Source organism: Ruminococcus sp. AF17-22AC, assembly GCF_003460065.1.
Taxonomy (GTDB): domain Bacteria; phylum Bacillota; class Clostridia; order Lachnospirales; family Lachnospiraceae; genus Blautia_A.
Genome location: NZ_QRXT01000005.1, coordinates 256,054 through 274,788 on the forward strand (window position 1 = coordinate 256,054; position 18,735 = coordinate 274,788).

An 18,735-nucleotide genomic window follows, 5' to 3' on the forward strand; every position below is an offset into this window, starting at 1 on the left:
CTCCTTTATTATTTATCCATCTGTTTAAGCTGTGTATTTACTTTTTCCATCATTTCTTCATATTTCTGAAGTTTTTCTTTTTCCGCGTTTACTTTTGCTTCCGGAGCTTTATTGACAAAGTTCGGATTGCTCAGCATTCCCTGGCATCTTGCGATTTCTTTTGCGAGACGATCCTGCTCTTTTTTAAGGCGTTCCATCTCTTTTTCGCGGTCTACCAGATCCTCAAGTGGCATATAAACTACTGCATCGGATACAACAACAGATACTGCATCCTCGCCGATGCCTTCTTTATCTTCCTGTACAAGGATCTCTTTTGCAAATGCAAGGTTTACAAAGGATTTCTTGCATGCTTCATATCTTGCACATGTCTCTGCATCTTTGCCTACAATATGGAGGCTGGTCTTGCGGTTCATCGGTACGTTCATTTCAGTACGTGTATTACGGATACCGCGGACAGCTTCCTTGAAGCTCTCAACTGCTTTTTCTGCTTCCGGGAATACCCATGCTTCCTTATATACCGGCCAGTCGGAAATCATGATGGATTCTTCTTCCGGAAGAAGTGTACAGTAGATTTCTTCTGTGATAAACGGCATATACGGATGAAGAAGTTTCAGACCTTCAGTCAGGGCTGTTCTTAAAGTCCAAAGTGCATCGTTTGCTGCCTTCGGATCTTCGTCTGCTTTCCAGAGACGGACCTTCGCCATCTCAATGTACCAGTCACAAAGCTCATCCCACAGGAAGTCATAAACTTTCTGTACAGCGATTCCGAGCTCGTATTTGTCCATATTGTCTGTAACATCACGAATTACGGTGTTCAACTTGGAAAGGATCCATTTGTCTTCGAAGCAGAGATCATTCAGATCTGCCGGTTCTGTCACGGTCTTGCCTTCCAGATTCATCATAATGAATCGTGATGCATTCCAGATCTTGTTTGCAAAGTTACGGCTGGACTCTACACGCTCCCAGTAGAAACGCATGTCATTTCCAGGTGCATTACCTGTGATCAGAGTCAGACGCAGTGCATCCGCACCGTATTTATCAATAACTTCCAGAGGATCGATACCATTTCCGAGAGATTTACTCATCTTACGTCCCTGTGAGTCACGTACAAGTCCGTGGATCAGTACATGATGGAACGGAACTTCTCCTGTCTGCTCAAGTGCTGAAAATACCATACGGATAACCCAGAAGAAGATGATATCATAACCTGTCACAAGGACATCTGTCGGATAAAAGTACTCCAGTTCCGGTGTCTTCTCCGGCCATCCCAGTGTAGAGAACGGCCACAGCGCGGAACTGAACCATGTATCCAGAGTATCCTCGTCCTGATGCAGATGTGTGCATCCGCATTTCGGGCATTTCTCCGGCATTTCTTTTGCAACTACAACTTCACCGCACTCATCGCAGTAATAAGCCGGGATTCTGTGTCCCCACCAGAGCTGACGGGAAATACACCAGTCACGGATATTTTCAAGCCAGTGCAAATAAGTCTTGCCAAAGCTTGGCGGAACAAATTCCAGTTCGCCCGGTTTCAGCGCATCCATAGCTGCCTGTGCCATCTTGTCCATACGTACAAACCACTGCGGTTTGATCATAGGTTCTACAGTTGTACCACAACGGTCATGTGTACCGACGCTGTGATTATGCGGAACTACTTTCACAAGAAGACCCAGTGCATCCAGATCTGCAACCATGGCTTTACGTGCCTCATAACGGTCCATACCTGCGTATTTACCGCCGAGAGAATTGATAGTAGCATCATCATTCATGATGTTGATTTCTTCAAGATTGTGGCGTTTGCCTACTTCGAAGTCATTCGGGTCATGTGCCGGTGTGATCTTAACGCAGCCCGTTCCGAATTCTTTATCTACATATTCGTCAGCGATCACCGGGATCTCACGGTCAGTAAGAGGCAGTTTCAGCATCTTGCCGATCAGATCTTTATATCTCTCATCTTCCGGGTTTACTGCAACTGCAGTATCTCCGAGAAGTGTCTCCGGACGGGTAGTTGCGATCTCTACGAAACGTCCTTCTTCTCCTGCGATCGGATAATTGATGTGCCAGAAAAATCCATCCTGATCCTCATGCTCAACTTCTGCGTCAGAAATAGAAGTCTGGCATACCGGACACCAGTTGATGATTCTGGAGCCTTTGTAGATATATCCTTTTTCGTATAAACGAATGAATACTTCCTGTACAGCCCTGGAGCAGCCTTCATCCATTGTAAAACGTTCTCTTTCCCAGTCAGCAGATGCGCCGAGCTTCTTGAGCTGATTGATGATTTTTCCGCCGTACTCTTCTTTCCATGCCCATGCATGTTTCAGGAATTCCTCACGTCCGATATCGTGTTTGTCAATTCCTTCTTTTTTGAGTTTGTCAATAACCTTAACCTCTGTTGCGATTGCAGCGTGGTCGGTTCCCGGCTGCCACAGAGCTTCATACCCCTGCATTCTCTTGAAACGGATCAGGATATCCTGCATGGTCTCATCAAGTGCATGTCCCATATGAAGCTGTCCGGTTACGTTCGGCGGCGGCATAACAATGGTAAACGGTTTTTTATCTGGATTTACTTTTGCGTGGAAGTATCCGTTGTCCATCCATTTCTGATAGAGGCGGTCTTCCAGACCCTTCGGGTCATATGTCTTTGCAAGTTCTTTGCTCATAATGTCCTCCTGATTAAAAAAAGCATCTCCCATCTACTGTAATTGCATTTTTTCGCCTTGTCAAGACGGATTGCATATTTTTCACAGATTATGGGGGTCCCTGTAGTTATCTGTATACTTATTCCACAGATTTCAGTGATTCGACCATGTCGATCTTTTTCAGTTTGTTATGCATAAAGATGTTTACGATCACAGAGAAAATACAGGTGATCACGGCACAGTACAAAAAGCTGACCGGGCGGATATTTCGTCCGAACATGACGGCATCCACCTCAATCGTCACAATGATATAACGGTGCAGCAGAATACCAAATCCCGATCCTGCAAGGATTCCTGCAATCGTAAGAAGGATGTTTTCCCGCAGAACGTACTGCGACACTTCCATATCAAAGAAACCCAGGACTTTCAGTGTCGCAAGTTCTCTCTGTCTCTCGGTAATATTAATATTGTTCAGATTATAAAGAACAACAAATGCCAGCATTCCGGCAGACACGATCAGTACTACGATTACGCTCCCCAGCGTACTGAGCATGCGGTCTACCATCTCTACTGTGCTGGATGTGTAACTGATGCTTAAGACAGCCGGTGACTCCATGATCTTCTGTCCGATTTCTTCAAGCTGATCTTTGTATTTGTCCTTTACCGTAAATACAATGTCACTGTAATCCGGTTTCTCGCCAAAGCTTTCTTCATATACCTGTGGAGACATGTATACATAATGTCCGGCATAGTTTTCGGTGATCACGGAAATCTTTACTTTGTATTCTTTGTCGTCTTTTTTCAATGTCAGCTCATCTCCGGCTTTTAAGTCGAGAAGTGTCGCTGTTTTTTCACTGACTGCCGCACCTTCTTCCGGTAACTCATAAGGCTGCTTCGTGACACGGTTCTGTAAAGTAACATCTTTTTTGAATTTTTCCAGATCTTCCGGTACATAAACATACACACTTAAATTTGATTTTCCGTTCGGCGCTGTAAGCTTGGTAAGCTGGATATTTGTATAATGATCCAGATCTTCATTCTGCTCCAGAGAACTTTGCAGTTCCTTTTTCTCTGCATCAGTCGCATCATCGTCCGATATGATCATCGCATCATAACGTTGGAGGTCTGTATACTGAAGCTTTACAATATCAGAAATTGAATCCCGGATTCCGTAACCGACCAGCATCAGTGCCATACTTCCTGCAATTCCGAAAACTGTCATAAACATACGTTTCTTGTAGCGGAACAGGTTTCGAAGAGAGGATTTCCATGTAAAATTCAGGTGTTTCCACAGGAACGGCATCCGCTCCAGAAGGATTCTCCTGCCTTCTTTTGGTGCCGGCGGACGCATCAGGGATGCCGGTGTCTCTGCCAGCGCACGATAGCATGAAAATACAGTTGCCCCGACAGTACAGATCAGTGCTGCCACCGAAGCAGTCAGTGCATACTTAAGTTCGTAATGGATCTGCAGTGTTTTATCTACATTGTGGTACATCATTCCATATCCTTTGATAATGATAAACGGCAATATCTTTTCACCGATCAGGATACCGACAATACTGCCTCCTGCCGTCGCCAGAAATGCATAACTTAAATACTTCGAGGCAATATGAATCTTGCTGTAGCCCAGTGCCTTCATCGTTCCGATCTGTGTTCTCTGTTCTTCGACCATTCGCGTCATGGTCGTAAGACTGATCAGCGCAGCGACCAGGAAAAAGATCACAGGAAAAACCTCACCAATATTTTTGATTCGATCTGCATTATCTCCATAATCTGAATACTCCGGAAGTCCGTTACGGTCTGTGATGATCCACTCCGGTTTTTCCAGATCGTTCAGTTCATTCTTTGCATCGTCTATTTTTTGCTGGCCGTCTTTGATTTCATCCTGAGCTTCCTTTTGTCCGTCTTCATAATCTTTCTTTCCGTCTTCCAGCTCTTTACGGGCGTCTTTTAATTTCTGCTCGGAATCTTTTAATTTTTCCTCATTTTCCCTGATTTCTTTTTCGCCGTCGGTCAGTTTCTTCTCATTTGCGGCAATCTCTGCCTCGCCTGAATTAAGCTCTGCTTCATTTGCAGCAATCTCTGCATCTGCGGAATCAAGTTTTGTACGATTTGCATCCAGTTCACTCTGTCCGCTCTGAAGCTTCTTAAGACTTGCATCCAGCTGCTTCTTGCTGGCTGCAAGCGTCTTTTCGTTTGTATCAAGTTCTTTTTGTACCGAAATTAGATTTGCTTCCTGCGCATTAAGCGTTGTACGGCCGCTGTCGATCTGTGTCTGATTTTCATTCAGTGTCGCGAGTGTTCCTGCAAGTTCGGTTTTTTTCGCCTGAAGAGTCGTAAGTCCACTGTTTGCTGCTGCCAGATTATTTTCAAGCTCTGTTTTCTGTGCATCTGCCTGCTGACATGCATTAAGTGTCGCCTGTGCGGTTCCAACTGCTGTATTTGCATCCCCAAGTGCTGCCTGCGCTTCTGAAAGATTCTGCGCAAGCGCATCAAGCTGCGCCTTCGCTTCTTCATCTCCGGCATCTGCTTTTTGCTTTGCTTCATCATAAGCCGCCTGTGCTGCATTTACCTCATCCTGTGCCTGACTGACTGCACTCTGTGCTGCCTCCACTGCCTGCTGTGCCCCCGCAAGTCCGGCCGCAGCCTGCTCCAGCTGACTGATTCCTGCCTCAAGCTGCGGAATCTGCGCATTAAGCTGTGCAATCTGTGTATCTACTGTGGTCTGTCCGGCTTTTACCTGTGCAATACCCGCAGTAAGTTCCTGCTGCTTCTTATCTAAATCAGCTTTTGCATCTGCAATCTTCTGTTTGCCTGCCTCGAACTCCTTTTTGGCTGCATCAAATTTCGCTTTGCCTTCGTCATATTGTTGCTTTCCGGCATTATACTGGCTCCATCCATCATCCAGCTGCTTCTGCGCAGCTTCCAACTGTGTTCTTCCGTCCGCCGCCTGTTCTTTCGCAGATGCGATCTGACTTCTGCCGTCACGGATCTGCGTTTTTGCATTCGCGAGCTGTTTCTTACCGTCTTCCAGCTCTTTACGGGCATCTTCAAGCTGCTTTTTGCCGTCATTATATTTCTTCTCGCCGTCTTTTAACTCTTTTTCGCCATCGTCCAGTTTCTTCTTGGCATCGGCAAGCTTTTCGTCGGCTTCTTTCTTACCGTCTTCCAGTTCTTTTTCTGCATCAGATATCTTGTCCTGTGCCTCTGACATAACTTTATCATAGCGTATCTGACAGCGCCCTTCTTCAATTCCCTCGACTTTTTTCTGAACCTTATCAATCAGATTTTCGTATGCATCGGTATAGCTGGTGACCTTTTCCCCCTCATTTGTGCGCACATAAATCTGCGTAAAAAACTCAGAATCAAACTCTTCCGGAAGCACATACGCAAAGCCATTTACCTCGCCGGATCCCACCGTGGTATTGCCTCTGTTGAACGAAATATAAAGAGGGCTCTTTCCGATACCTGTAACCGTGTACTCTTCCGTCTTCAGAAGCTTCGAATCTCCCTCCTGCCGGATTACGAGCTTGCTGCCCACTTCATATCCCTGCGATTCTGCAAACGTGGAATCCAGAAAACACTCGCCGCTTTTTTCCGGAAGACTGCCTTCCGTCAAAGTGAGTTGATTGACTTCTTTATTTAAGGATTCCACATGAAGGACTTTCAGTGAATCATTTTCTCCACAGATCACATCTGTAGAATATGCACCTTCCACACTTCCGACTCCCGAAAGTTCCTGCACCGCTTTCACATCATCCTCCGTCAGTCCCATTGTACCGATAATCTTGAGATCCATAAGTTTTGATATGTTATAATAGGCATCACCCGACATTCTCATGTCCGGAGACGCCGCCTGAATTCCGGAGAAAAAAGCAACACCGAGTGCAACAATACAGAAAATTGAAATAAAACGTGCCCGGCTCTTGCGCACTTCCATCCAGAATTCTTTATGCAGTGCTTTTTTTCTATGTTTTCTTTTTCCTACCATTCGATTTCCTCCACCGGTGTAGGATGCTCATTCATTTCCATTGAAGAAACCGTTCCGTTCTTAATATGGATCACACGGTCTGCCATCGGCGTCAGCGCCGAATTGTGCGTGATAACGATCACGGTCATTCCCTTCTGGCGGCACATATCCTGCAAAAGTTTCAGTATTGCCTTACCAGTCTGATAATCAAGTGCACCGGTCGGCTCATCACAGAGCAGAAGCTTCGGATTCTTGGCCAGTGCACGTGCAATGGACACACGCTGCTGCTCTCCACCAGAAAGCTGTGCCGGAAAATTTCCCATACGGTCTTCAAGTCCTACTTCTTTTAATACTTTGCCTGCGTCCAGCGGATTCTTACAGATCTGCATGGCAAGTTCAACATTTTCAAGTGCAGTAAGGTTCGGCACCAGATTATAAAACTGAAATACAAATCCGATGTCATCCCGGCGGTAGGCAGTCAGCTGGCGGCTGTTATAATCTGTGATATTTTTACCGTCCACCAGCACCGTTCCCTTCGTTGCAGTGTCCATGCCTCCAAGGATATTGAGAACCGTCGTTTTGCCCGCGCCACTCGGTCCGACGATAACCACAAATTCTCCTTTTGATATTTCGAAGCCGATCTCATCGACTGCCTTGATCTTGACTTCTCCCATTTTATATATTTTTGATACCTTATCAAGTTTTACATATGCGTTCTGCATATCTGCCATATTTTTCTCCTGTTTTCGTTGTTATGTATAATAAGTTTCTGCCTGCGGATGACTCCGAAGTATCTTACTTTTATTATAACAAAAAAACACCACTCGGAACAACATCCGAACAGTGTTTTTTCTGTGTTACTGTTCACTCCGTTCACAGCAACTTTTCTGTGTCCTAATTTTCATTTTCTTTACGTTTGCCTGCCACAAGGCCACCGATCCTCCCGGTTTCTTTTGCCGAAAGACTTTTCCATCCGCCTTCCAGTACTTTATCCAGCACTCCAAGCTCCTGCGCAATCTCATATTTCAGCTTTTCTTCTTCCGGAAGTTCATTCTTAAGATAGGCTTCCACTTCTTTTTCTTTATTCATGTCCTGATTACTCCTTTTATTCATTTCTCAGAGTATAGACATTTTTTCAGAAAAATATACACCTTTATCAGCTCTTCGGAATAATGATCGCAGCAATGATGTACGCCCAGATTCCCGCACCGCCGAAGCAGGTCAGGAGCACCCATGCAAGACGCACCAGTGTCGGATCTATATCGAAGTATTCTGCAATACCACCGCAGACACCACAAAGCATGTAATTAACAGATGATTTGTAAAGTCGTTTATTCCTCATAGTAAAATCCTTCTTTCTGAAAAAGTTTGATTTCGTTGTTCTTATCATTACTCAAAATCCACAGTGATATTTCCGACACCACAGTCGAAAGTCATCTTTCCGGATGATCCCGGATTGCTGATTTTTTTCTCATGCCCGAGGCCGCTAAAAGAACTGTCACCGATATCTATCGCGCCTGCCGCACAGGAGATTTCATAATCATAATCCTTCTCTTTTCCATCAATACCCAGATCGATGTTTCCGATTCCGCAATCTGCTTCCAGATTCTGTACTTTCAGATTTTCAAGATCAATATTTCCTGTGCCAACAGTGAGCTCTGCTTTCTCTGCTGTAATCGTACTGTCATTTGTAAATTCTCCGGCAGCTACAGATACCTCCAGTTTTTTTGCATAAAAATTATCATCCAGATTTACGGTACCGGCTACCACATCTACAGACGCCTCCTCAAATTCCGTTTTCTTCGGATAACTGACCGTAATTTCTCTGTCCTGCACCCTGCCGATGCTTTCCAGAACCAGCGTATCTCCTTCCTGTCCGACACGTACTTTCTCTCTATGTTTCCCTGAAACTTCAACTTTTATCTCATTTCCATTGTATTCTTTAAGATAAAGTTCTCCTGTTCTGATAGAAAGATCAAGTTTTGATACTCCATCTACCAGATAGATTTCTCCGTTTGTTCCGGCTGCCTCTTTACTGTCCGATTCATCAATCTCATCCCAGTCCTGATTCCAGTCATCTTCATCCCCAAAACTTACATATTTTGCAGTCTGCCGGACAGCACTGCCTAATCCGTCTTTGGATAAGTTCAATCCCGTGATCGTTGCGCCCATTGAAACACCACCTATCGTCAGACCAATTCCCACTACGCCGACAGCCGCTGCTATGACCAGTACCACTTTTGAAAATTTTCTCATGCCCAGTCACCTCCCTTTTTGCCCCTGTTTAATATATTGCCGCAAAAATCCGTGAACCTGCGAAGAATTGCCGGAAGTGCACGGCTCGACGCCCATACAAAAAATACAAGTCCAACCAGGCCAAGAGAAAGCAAAATCAGGCCAATGCCGATTCCAAGAGCACCAAATGCCGGTGCCGCTGTCACACATGCTCCAATACCGGCGCCAATTGCAATCACTGCGATTGCAAAGAGTGCGATAACAACTGCCCCTGCGCCAAGTACAAGGATAAGCGGAAGTAAGATCAGTGCCACAATAAATCCGATGATCCCACCGGCTACACCCTTGATCAATGGTGAAATAAATACCAGAAGGATCAGTACAAGTATCACACCTGCCTTACCGCCCCTGCGCTCTGCATGATAGCCCTTCTCTGCACGACTCTGTGGCATCTGCCGTTCATCATCTACACGCTCATCCTGATATCCGCTTTCTGTAAATTCTCCGTAATTCTGCGAACTGTTCTTTAAGTCTTCTTTGATAATTGCCGCAACTTTACCCGGGCTTCCAAGCTCCCGGATCACCTCTGCTTCCTGATCTTCTCCGGCATCATCAAAATAACTCTCATAATAATCAAGAGCCTCCTGTCTTTCCTCCTCTGAGATATCAGAAAGCAGTTTCTTTAACTGTTCCATAAACTGCGCTCTGTTCATAATTCTATGCCTCCCTCAAACAGCTTCGAAATCTTTGTCGAATAGGCTTTCCATTCGACTCTGTAGAGATTCAGCTGTGCCATGCCTTTCTCTGTGATCTTATAATATCTGCGGTTCCTGCCTGCATAAGCCTGATCATATGTCTCCAGGCATTCATCCTTCTGCAGTCTCCTCAGCACCGGATACAGCGTTGATTCGGATACATCCAGCACACTCCGTACATCCTGGGTGATCTTGTAACCGTAGGTTCCGTCTTTCTCCTTCGATACTACAGCTAAAACGATCGCATCCAGAAGTGCCGCACCTGTGTTAAATACCATGCTCTCACTTCCTTTTTATATTTCCTGTAATATTGTAAATTAATATAATATTATTTTGTTAGCAATACTATATGTCATATAATATAGTTTTGTCAATAGTATTTTCTATTTTCCTCAACTATTTTATAATTTCATTATATTTAGTTCCTGTGGCCGAATCCTCAGGATATTTTACTGAACAAGGAGAATTACATGTCTGACTATAACATTACCGACCTTCTTTCCCCTGCATTTCTGGAACGTATGCAAAATATGCTGGGTGACGAATACGAAGATTTTATAAAAAGCTATGAAGCGCCACGCACCTACGGGCTGCGTGTCAATACCGCAAAGATAAGCTGCGAAGAATTTGAAAAGATTGTACCGTTTCCGGTCACGCCAATCCCGTGGATCCCGAACGGATATTTTTATCCTGAAGATGTCCGTCCTTCTTTCTGTCCGCTGTATCAGGCAGGACTTTATTATCTGCAGGAGCCAAGTGCCATGACACCGGCCTCCTGCCTGCCGGTCACTCCGGGAGAAAACGTCCTCGACCTCTGCGCGGCGCCGGGCGGCAAGGCAACTGCACTGGGAGCCATGTTAAACGGCAGTGGACTTCTTGTCGCTAACGATATCAGTTCTTCCCGGACGCGTGCACTGCTTCGAAATGTAGAACTCTTTGGTATCACTAATGCGTTCGTGACCAACGAAACACCTGCACATCTGAAAGATCGTTTTCCGGAATTTTTCCATAAAATTCTGCTGGATGCGCCGTGTTCCGGTGAAGGTATGTTCCGCAAGGAAGAAGCCCTTGCCCGTGACTGGACACCGGAAAAATCCGACGAGCTTTCTGTTCTGCAAAAAGAACTGATCCTGCAGGCTGCGGATATGCTGCGTCCCGGCGGACAGCTTCTTTATTCCACCTGTACCTTCGCTCCAAATGAAGATGAAGAAGTCATTTCTTATCTTCTCGAAAACCGCCCGGATATGGAGCTTCTGGAACTTCCGACTTACGAAGGCTTCGCTCCCGGAATTCCGGCATGGGGAAACGGCAATTCTGCACTTTCCCGCTGTGTTCACCTTTTCCCGCACAAAATGCAGGGGGAGGGACATTTTATGGCATTATTCCGCAAAGAAGGCCGTACTGATCTGATCGGACAGTTTTCTTATGTAAAACCTGATCCGGACACCCGTAAATGGCTGGAACTCTTCTTTAAGGAGATCGGGCTTAGAACATTCAGCGGCCAGCCATTCGACTGGAACCGTGTCGAGACACGTAAAGACAAAGTTTATTACCTTCCTCCGGTTACCGGTGATTTCCGTGGTCTTACATTCCTACGAAACGGATTGTACCTCGGGGATCTCAAGAAAAACCGCTTTGAGCCGTCTGAACCATTTGCACTGGCACTTCGAAAGGGTGATGTAGACGGAATCATTTCTCTTTCCGTAGATGATCAGCGGCTCACACGCTACCTGAAAGGTGAAACCCTGAATATAGAACCGGCAGAAGCTGCCCATACAAAAGGGTGGCATCTTCTCTGTGTCGAAGGCTACCCGCTCGGTTTTGGCAAGCTGGTTGGCCAGACCTTCAAAAACAAATATCCCGCAGGCTGGAGAGTGTAATCTCTCTGTCCTGCGGGACTTTTTGTATTGCGTATCAAAGAGGCACCGGTGGCACGTACACTGATTTCCTGTCATATATCTTATGTCATATTTTATACCGGGATCATTTTTCCAAGTGTAAATGAATAAATATAAGTTTCTTTTACCTTTTTCTGCAACATGCGTTCCAGTGCCTGCGCATAATCTTCAAGCTGTGTATGATAATGATCGATCAGATACTGTTCCTCACCCTTTCGAACCTTATCCGTCTTGTAATCGACAAGTACGATTTCATCATTTTCTACAAAATACGCATCAATGATTCCCTGTACCAGAACCGTTTCCTCACCATTCCAGTCTTTTTCGATATTTTTCATACTCTGTGCAAGTACAAATGGCTGTTCTCTGTATAACTGATTTTCCTCAAAAGCTTTTTTCATACGCTGCCCGATCTCCGAATGCAAAAATGTCATGATATCCTGTATCCGGATGCACTGCGCTTCTTCGTATGCCATCTTTTTGGCTTCTGTAAGGGCAGTGATCTGTTTGTGAATCTGGTTTTCTGAATCCACTGCTGTGTAATCCAGGCACTCCATCAGACGGTGATATGCCGTTCCCCGTGCGGCTCCCTTATATTCTTCTGCTCCCCCTGATATAAAATCCGGCACCAGCGGCACAATATCCGGATCTGAAAACAGTGCTTCCTCTCGGTCATCTTCCCCGTGCCAGCTACGCTTCTTAAGTTCGGAAACACTTACTTTCACCGGAAGATCCCTAAGATATGCATATGGATACTGATAACTGAAACGCTTTTTCAGCAGCTTGTGGACCTCTTCATCGTAGATTCTGTTACTGTCCCATTCTTTCAGAAATTTTTCCTGCATCTGCGTATCCGTCTGCCCCAGAATTTCACCCTGAACCAGTTCTGCCACGGTCACTTTGTGTACTGTAAAATGCGCATTTTCCTTCTCGCAGACCACAGCCGGTCTCTCTGTGATTCCATATTCATGAAACAGTTCCTGCATTGCCGGATGCCTTGCAAGCGCCGGCAAAATGTAAGACCAGTAAGTTCTTGCCTTTCCGCGCACGGCCATCGGAAGAAGCGGTTCTTCATGATCCATATAAACACTTAATGCATTACAGACATCTGGCAGTTTACCGATACATCCTGTGATGATCAGCTTTTCTTTTGCTCTTGTCAGCGCTACATAAAGCACACGCAGCTCTTCTCCCAGACTTTCTCTCTGTAACTGTCTGCGGATGATCTGCTTATGAACCGCAGAAAGAATCAGTCTTTTTTCCGGAAGGATCACATCTACCCCAAATCCCATATCCGGATGGATCAGAAAACGACTGTTGATATCCTGAAAATTGAACTGTTTCCCCATTCCGGCTGCAAATACGACCGGAAACTCCAGGCCCTTGCTCTTGTGGATCGTCATAATCTGCACCGCACCACTTCCGGCATCTGCAAGATTTACTTCGCCAAAATCCACCTCATACTTCTGGAGCTTTTCGATATAACGGACAAAGTTAAACAGTCCACGGTAACTCGTCTTCTCATAATCCATTGCCTTTTCCACAAGCATATGAATATTTGCCCCACGCTGCGCACCTCCCGGCACAGCTTTTACATAATCTGCATATCCCGTCTCGGAAAGAATGTGAAGAATCAGTTCATGTACCGGTGTATACGCGGACAAATTCCGCATCTCTTCCAGCTGAGCCTGAAAAGCGCATAATTTTTCCTGCAGGCACTTTTCCTCCTCTGTCAGTTCCGCCTGTTCCAGTTCGCAGTATGCACAAAGGCTCTCATAAAGCATCCCGTCCGGGCAGCGACTCTTAAGGATTGCAAGCTCCTGCACTGTGCATCCCACAATCGGAGAATGCAGTACACCGGTCAGTGGAATATCCTGCAATGGATTATCACAGACTCTCAGATAATTCAAAAGGGTAACGACTTCCTGTGCTGAGAAATATCCTGTCCGCGATGCACTGTAAACCGGAATACCTTTGGATGTCAGCACCTGACTGAATGGTTCCGCCCATCCTGTCGCTGAACGAAGTAAAATCACAATATCTCCGTATTCAACTTTCCGATATCTGCCGTTCTCTTTATCCAGCACCTCCTCATTGCCGACCATCCTTCGGATCCGTTGTGCAATGGCCAGTGCTTCCAGTTCCTGTACCGTCTGATTTCCATTTTCTTCTTCTGACAGTTCTTCCCCGTCCTTTTCGATCAGAAGAACTTCTGTTGTATTTTCGGAGTCATTTGTTTTCTCTCCCGCTGTATGTTCTTTTTCCGGAAAAGAAGCTCCTGTATAAAGTGCATTTTCGTCGTCATAAGTAATGCCCCCGAGATCTTTCCCCATGATTTGGCGAAAAATGTAATTAACCGAAGATAAAACTTCTCTCCTGCTTCGAAAATTTTTGTACAGATCCACACGCTGTTCTTTTGCATCTTCAAGAGAATAGCTGTGGTATTTCTCCATAAAAAGTTCCGGTCTTGCAAGTCGGAATCTGTAAATACTCTGCTTTACATCTCCTACCATAAAAATATTTTTACGTCCATCCGCCCAGCCGGACACCAGATTAGTGATCATTTCCTGTACAAGGTTGCTGTCCTGATATTCGTCCACCATTACTTCCTCATATCTGGCAGATAATTCTTTCGCAGCAGTACTTGGGATGAGATCTTCGTCTTCTTTTTTCATCAGTATTTCCAGGGCAAAATGTTCCATATCTGAAAAATCCAGAACATTTTTTTCTCGTTTTTTTTCCGCAAATGCCGCTTTAAACTGTAATGTGATCCGCGCCAGTCCCTCCATAGGTTTCCGGCAGTATTTCAATGCCTCCAGAATATGTTCTTCAGACTGGCTGAAATAGTGCTCTTCCAGTTCTTTCCATATATATTTTTCTGTATCACGAAGGTCTTTCACCTGTTTTTTCTTTTCTTCATCTACATTCAGATCTTTTTTGGCAGAAAGACGTGCATATTTATGTGCTGCCAGAAGTGATGCCATACCATTATAGTCCCTCTTTGCTGCACGTTCTTTTGCTTCTTTCAGAAGGAGACTGTCACTTTCCAATGCTGTTTCGTAAAAATACGGACCATCAATTTCCCGGCAGATATGTGTGGCTCGTTCCAACAGATCATCGATCTCCGAAATACATTCCTCTGCCGCATCCCAGAGAAGTGTCATCCACTTGGTACTCCGAAGATCTTCTACATTATCCACCTGATAGACTCTCAGGCATTCTTCAATCCACTCCTCCGGAAACGGATGACTCATAGAAGCATCATATAATTTATAGATCATATCCCGGATTTCATCATCGGTTTTGCCGTTTGCATAACACTCTACCAGATTCAGAAATTTCTCATCTTTCTGCGCATATGCCTCTTCCAGCACTTCCTTCATCACATCTTCGCGCAGAAGTTTCAGTTCTCCCTCTTCTGCTGTACGATATCCCGGATCCAGATCGATCATATGAAAATAATTTCGGATGATATATGCACAAAAACCATCGATGGTCGTAATCTGTGCATTATGTATCAGTGAGACCTGGCGCTGAAGATGTTCATTATCCGGATTATCGTACAGTTTCTGATCAATTGCCGCTGAGATACGTTCTTTCATTTCCCCTGCCGCCGCGCGGGTAAACGTCATGATCAGAAGACGGTCTATGTCGACTGGTTTCTTAGGATCGCAAATCTTGCTTAAAATACGTTCTACAAGAACGGCAGTTTTTCCGGATCCTGCTGCTGCACTTACCAGAATATTCCGGTTACGGAGCGAAATCACTTTCTGCTGCTCCTCAGTCCAAATTACTCCCATTCGTCATCCACCTCCTTTGCAAATGCTTTCCATATCTCATCGTCTGCAAACTGCTTCAGTCTGCGAAACTCATATCCCGGTATCTTGCGGTCAAATCCACATGTCCCCTGATACGGACAGTAAGTGCAAGCATTCCTGTTTCCCATCTCATAAGGAGAAACTTCTGCATTACCATCCAGTATTGCCTCCCGGATGTCAGTAATCTTCTTTTTGACATAAGCATCCAGAAGTGCAAAACCCTGCTCATCAGCTACTGAAGAACCTTTTCTCAGTTCCCCCTTTGTTGTGTAGGACAACGGCAGGGAGATTGTTGTCTTATCCAGACCTTCGATCACATCTCTGTCTGCCATGACCAGACCATTCATTTTGAGTTTCTTAAAGATTTCCGGATCCAGTCCGTCCAGATCATCTTCCATCTCTTTTTGCAGCATAGGATCTTTGACATTGTAATAAAAAATTCCTGCCGGTTTCACCTCTGCATCCGGATATTTTCGCTGCTCCGCCTTTACCGCCGCATCCATGTAGACGACAAGCTGCATCTGGAGACCGTAATAAATGCTGACCAGATCAAATGTCGTATTTCCTGTCTTATAATCAATGATCTTTACATAGACTTTATCGTCTGTCTTCATGACATCCAGACGGTCAATCCGTCCGCCTCCGATCGAAACCTCAAATCCCTCCGGCTGAAATTTACCGTTTCGAAGCTGTTCCTGCAGTGCCCAGACTGTCCTTCTAAGAATCCTTCGTGTACGTTCGATCATATACTGGTTCCTTGCACTGCTCTGAAGGATCGTATTACCGTAATCGGCGCTGATCTTGTCCAGACATTCATCTGCGATCGCATCCCGCAGTTCATCCGAAAGTTCGCTCCACTTAAGCTTTCTTCTGTGAATTTCTGTTGCGAAATCTTCCAGTGCCTGATGGATGACATTTCCCATATCCATCGCCTTAAATTCGTATTCTGCACGTTCCTTTACTTCCAGACCGTATTTCAGAAAATGAGCAAACGCACATGCAGAAAAACGTTCCAGTCTTGTTGCACCGTTCGGTGAGACTTCCCCGTACAGAGCTTTCGCTACACTTTTGCTGATCTGATCGATCGGTTTGCGGATAAATGCAGCTTCTGTCAATTTTTCCGTTACTGTCCGATATTCAGGACTATTCAAATACCAGCTGTACAGTTCTTCAAATACCGGATTGTCTTTTCTTTTTTCTTCATCGGTCAGGCAAGACAGGAGATATTCTACTGCTGTATTCGGTGTCTCGATCAGATCCAGTTCATTTCGCGGCTCCTGCGCATGTTCTGTTTTCAGTTTCGGAAAAAGTGTCTGCATGGTCCGGATCAGAAATGCCGGTCCCGTCGCTTCGCCTTTGCCGTTGGACATACTGTACGAAAGGCAGAGTCTCTCGGATGGCTTCGTAAGGTTGAGATACAGATAAAAACGCTGCGTATTCATCAGTTCTTTGGGACCCGGTGCCAGCTCGATTCCCTGTTCTCCAAGAAAATCTCTGTCCATCTCCGTAAGGATGCCCCCTGACTCCGTATTCTTCGGTATACAGCCTTCATTCACTCCTACGAAAAACAACGCACGGATATCTTTCAGTCGCGTTCTCTCCATATCGCCTACCAGTACCTGATCGATTCCCGGCGGTATCAATGCTACTTTCGCCTGTCCCATACCCGTCTCAAGAAGCTGACGGTACTCTTCTGCAGACACCGTTTCTTCCCCGAGAATGCTGACCATTTTATCAAGGAGGTTCATCACGATCCCGTAAATCTGGGCATATTCTTTTTCCATTGCACGGTCGCCGTGCTGCTTAAATAAAAGCTCCTGTACCCCAAGTTTTTCCTGCACGCGGCTCTGTACTATAAATTCATAGAGACACCTGCTGTATTCTGCGACTGTTTTTTTCTTTCCGGCAAAGCCTTCTGCAAGGGATCGAATCTCTGTCACAAAACGCTCCCGGATAACATTCAGTTCCATGATCGATGTCGGATCCATATCGCGACTGAGCCGCACCCATCTCTCATCCCATTTTCGAAATCCATGAATTCCGAGCGCCAACACATAATTTTCCAGACGATCTGTCTCACTTCTGGAAATATCGGACATACCGCAGCGCAGATATCGGAACACGCTTTCATAACTGAATCCCTGACTTACCATCTCCAGTGCCGCACGCACATATTCCACAAATGGATTCATCAGTACAGAATGTTTCTCATCTATAAAAAACGGAATTCCGGCTTCTTCAAAGACATGTCTTGCAATACTTCCGTATTCTTCAAGATTCCCTGTAATCACAGCGATCTGCCCGTAGCGGTACTGTGAATCCCGTACCAGCCGGATAATTCTTCTTGCAGTCTCCTGCATCTCTCTCTCCGGTGTTCCCTCCTGAAAAAGCTGTACCTCACTCTGCTCTTTATCATATGTTTTTCTGTGATAACGAAACAGATTCTTCTCCAGAAAGCCAAGGGCAGGCGAATCGGCAAACCGGGAACTGCTGCCGCTCTTTATCCAGACTGGTTCTTCCACGTCTTTCGTAAATTCACTTAAAGAACGAATCATTTTATGACTCATATAAAATAATTCATGTGGCTTTCCCTTTGCCAAAAATTCTTCTCTGACATCCATCGTGACCGTCACGGAAACTTTTTTGCAGACTGCCAGAAGTTCCCGGATAACCGTATGCTGTACCGGTGTAAATCCCGTGTAACCATCAAGTATGACTGTACTGCCACGCAGTTTCCGTGAAAACGGAATTTCTTTTGCAAGAACTTCCAGAACTTCTTCTGATGTCATAAAATGATCTGACAGAAATTCCCGAAATGCCTGATAAAGGACAGACACATCTTTTAATTTCATCTGCAGAAGCGGCTTATCCTCTGCGTCATTGATCATCTTATCCATTTCTTCTTCATGGACTTCATACTGCATAAACTCCGAGAGCAGGGATTTCACTTCATCGAGATAGCCCGGCTTTTTCATCTGATTTTTCAGATAGACAAGTTTTTTCTGGTTCATTTGTACCAGTTTCAGAAGAACCATATTCTTTCCGGTCTCTTCCAGAACTTTCCGTGTATCACCGCCGACTTCTTCAAAAATACGGTACGCCAGTCGTTCAAAGCTCAGTACATCAATATTTAAGATTCCTTTTTGCGGATGCATTTCTACAAGTGTTTTCTGTGTCTGCATGGTAAACTGCTCCGGAACGATTACATAATACATATTTGTCGGCTTTCGTGAGGCTTCGCGTATCACATTCTGATATGCTGCGTACGATTTACCCGCGCCGGAATTTCCAATAATAAACTGAAGTGACATAAAAACCTCCCTGCTAAACATTTACTTTTATGATACATATTTCAGTAAAATACGAATAAGATATACAGAATCATATCCCGCAGTAACCCTGTGGCATCACACCGGG

Annotated in this window: 11 protein-coding genes; 1 reads left to right on the plus strand and 10 read right to left on the minus strand. The window is 45.1% G+C overall.

Features of this window, described 5'->3' with window-relative positions; translation table 11 throughout:
• Positions 1-8: 8 nt before the first annotated feature.
• From DWW86_RS10015 to DWW86_RS10050, 8 genes are all read right to left on the minus strand, one after another.
• Positions 9-2,663, minus strand: coding sequence for a valine--tRNA ligase (locus tag DWW86_RS10015; protein ID WP_117942955.1), 2,655 nt, complete (start codon positions 2,661-2,663; stop codon positions 9-11).
• Positions 2,664-2,781: 118 nt separating this feature from the next.
• Positions 2,782-6,633 carry an FtsX-like permease family protein gene (locus DWW86_RS10020; RefSeq protein ID WP_117942956.1) on the minus strand — a complete coding sequence of 1,284 codons (3,852 nt, stop codon included), beginning with the start codon at positions 6,631-6,633 and terminating at the stop codon, positions 2,782-2,784.
• The gene (locus tag DWW86_RS10025) at positions 6,627-7,343 is read right to left on the minus strand and encodes an ABC transporter ATP-binding protein (RefSeq protein ID WP_181985337.1); all 717 of its coding nucleotides are present in this window, start codon (positions 7,341-7,343) and stop codon (positions 6,627-6,629) included. Before DWW86_RS10025 ends, DWW86_RS10020 begins: the two co-directional genes overlap by 7 nt.
• 163 nt (positions 7,344-7,506) lie before the next feature.
• Entirely contained in the window at positions 7,507-7,701 is a 195-nt protein-coding gene (locus tag DWW86_RS10030; RefSeq protein ID WP_072521772.1) for an alpha/beta-type small acid-soluble spore protein, read from the minus strand.
• 67 nt (positions 7,702-7,768) lie between these two features.
• Entirely contained in the window at positions 7,769-7,954 is a 186-nt protein-coding gene (locus DWW86_RS10035; RefSeq protein ID WP_072521773.1) for a PspC domain-containing protein, read from the minus strand.
• 47 nt (positions 7,955-8,001) lie between these two features.
• Positions 8,002-8,868, minus strand: coding sequence for a DUF4097 family beta strand repeat-containing protein (locus DWW86_RS10040; protein WP_117942957.1), 867 nt, complete (start codon positions 8,866-8,868; stop codon positions 8,002-8,004).
• Entirely contained in the window at positions 8,865-9,560 is a 696-nt protein-coding gene (locus DWW86_RS10045) for a DUF1700 domain-containing protein (RefSeq protein WP_117942958.1), read from the minus strand. Before DWW86_RS10045 ends, DWW86_RS10040 begins: the two co-directional genes overlap by 4 nt.
• A complete protein-coding gene (locus tag DWW86_RS10050) occupies positions 9,557-9,880 on the minus strand; it encodes a PadR family transcriptional regulator (protein ID WP_072521776.1) in 324 nt (107 codons plus the stop codon). Before DWW86_RS10050 ends, DWW86_RS10045 begins: the two co-directional genes overlap by 4 nt.
• Before the next feature lie 192 nt (positions 9,881-10,072).
• Between DWW86_RS10050 and DWW86_RS10055 the strand changes: the two genes are divergently transcribed.
• The gene (locus DWW86_RS10055) at positions 10,073-11,482 is read left to right on the plus strand and encodes an RsmF rRNA methyltransferase first C-terminal domain-containing protein (protein WP_117942959.1); all 1,410 of its coding nucleotides are present in this window, start codon (positions 10,073-10,075) and stop codon (positions 11,480-11,482) included.
• Positions 11,483-11,574: 92 nt separating this feature from the next.
• On the opposite strand, the gene addA is transcribed toward DWW86_RS10055, so the two are convergent.
• Together addA and addB are read right to left on the minus strand one after the other, a co-directional pair.
• Positions 11,575-15,300, minus strand: a complete 3,726-nt coding sequence (addA, locus tag DWW86_RS10060) for a helicase-exonuclease AddAB subunit AddA (protein ID WP_117942960.1) — start codon at positions 15,298-15,300, stop codon at positions 11,575-11,577.
• Positions 15,291-18,629 carry a helicase-exonuclease AddAB subunit AddB gene (addB, locus tag DWW86_RS10065; protein ID WP_117942961.1) on the minus strand — a complete coding sequence of 1,113 codons (3,339 nt, stop codon included), beginning with the start codon at positions 18,627-18,629 and terminating at the stop codon, positions 15,291-15,293. Before addB ends, addA begins: the two co-directional genes overlap by 10 nt.
• Positions 18,630-18,735 lie beyond the last annotated feature (106 nt).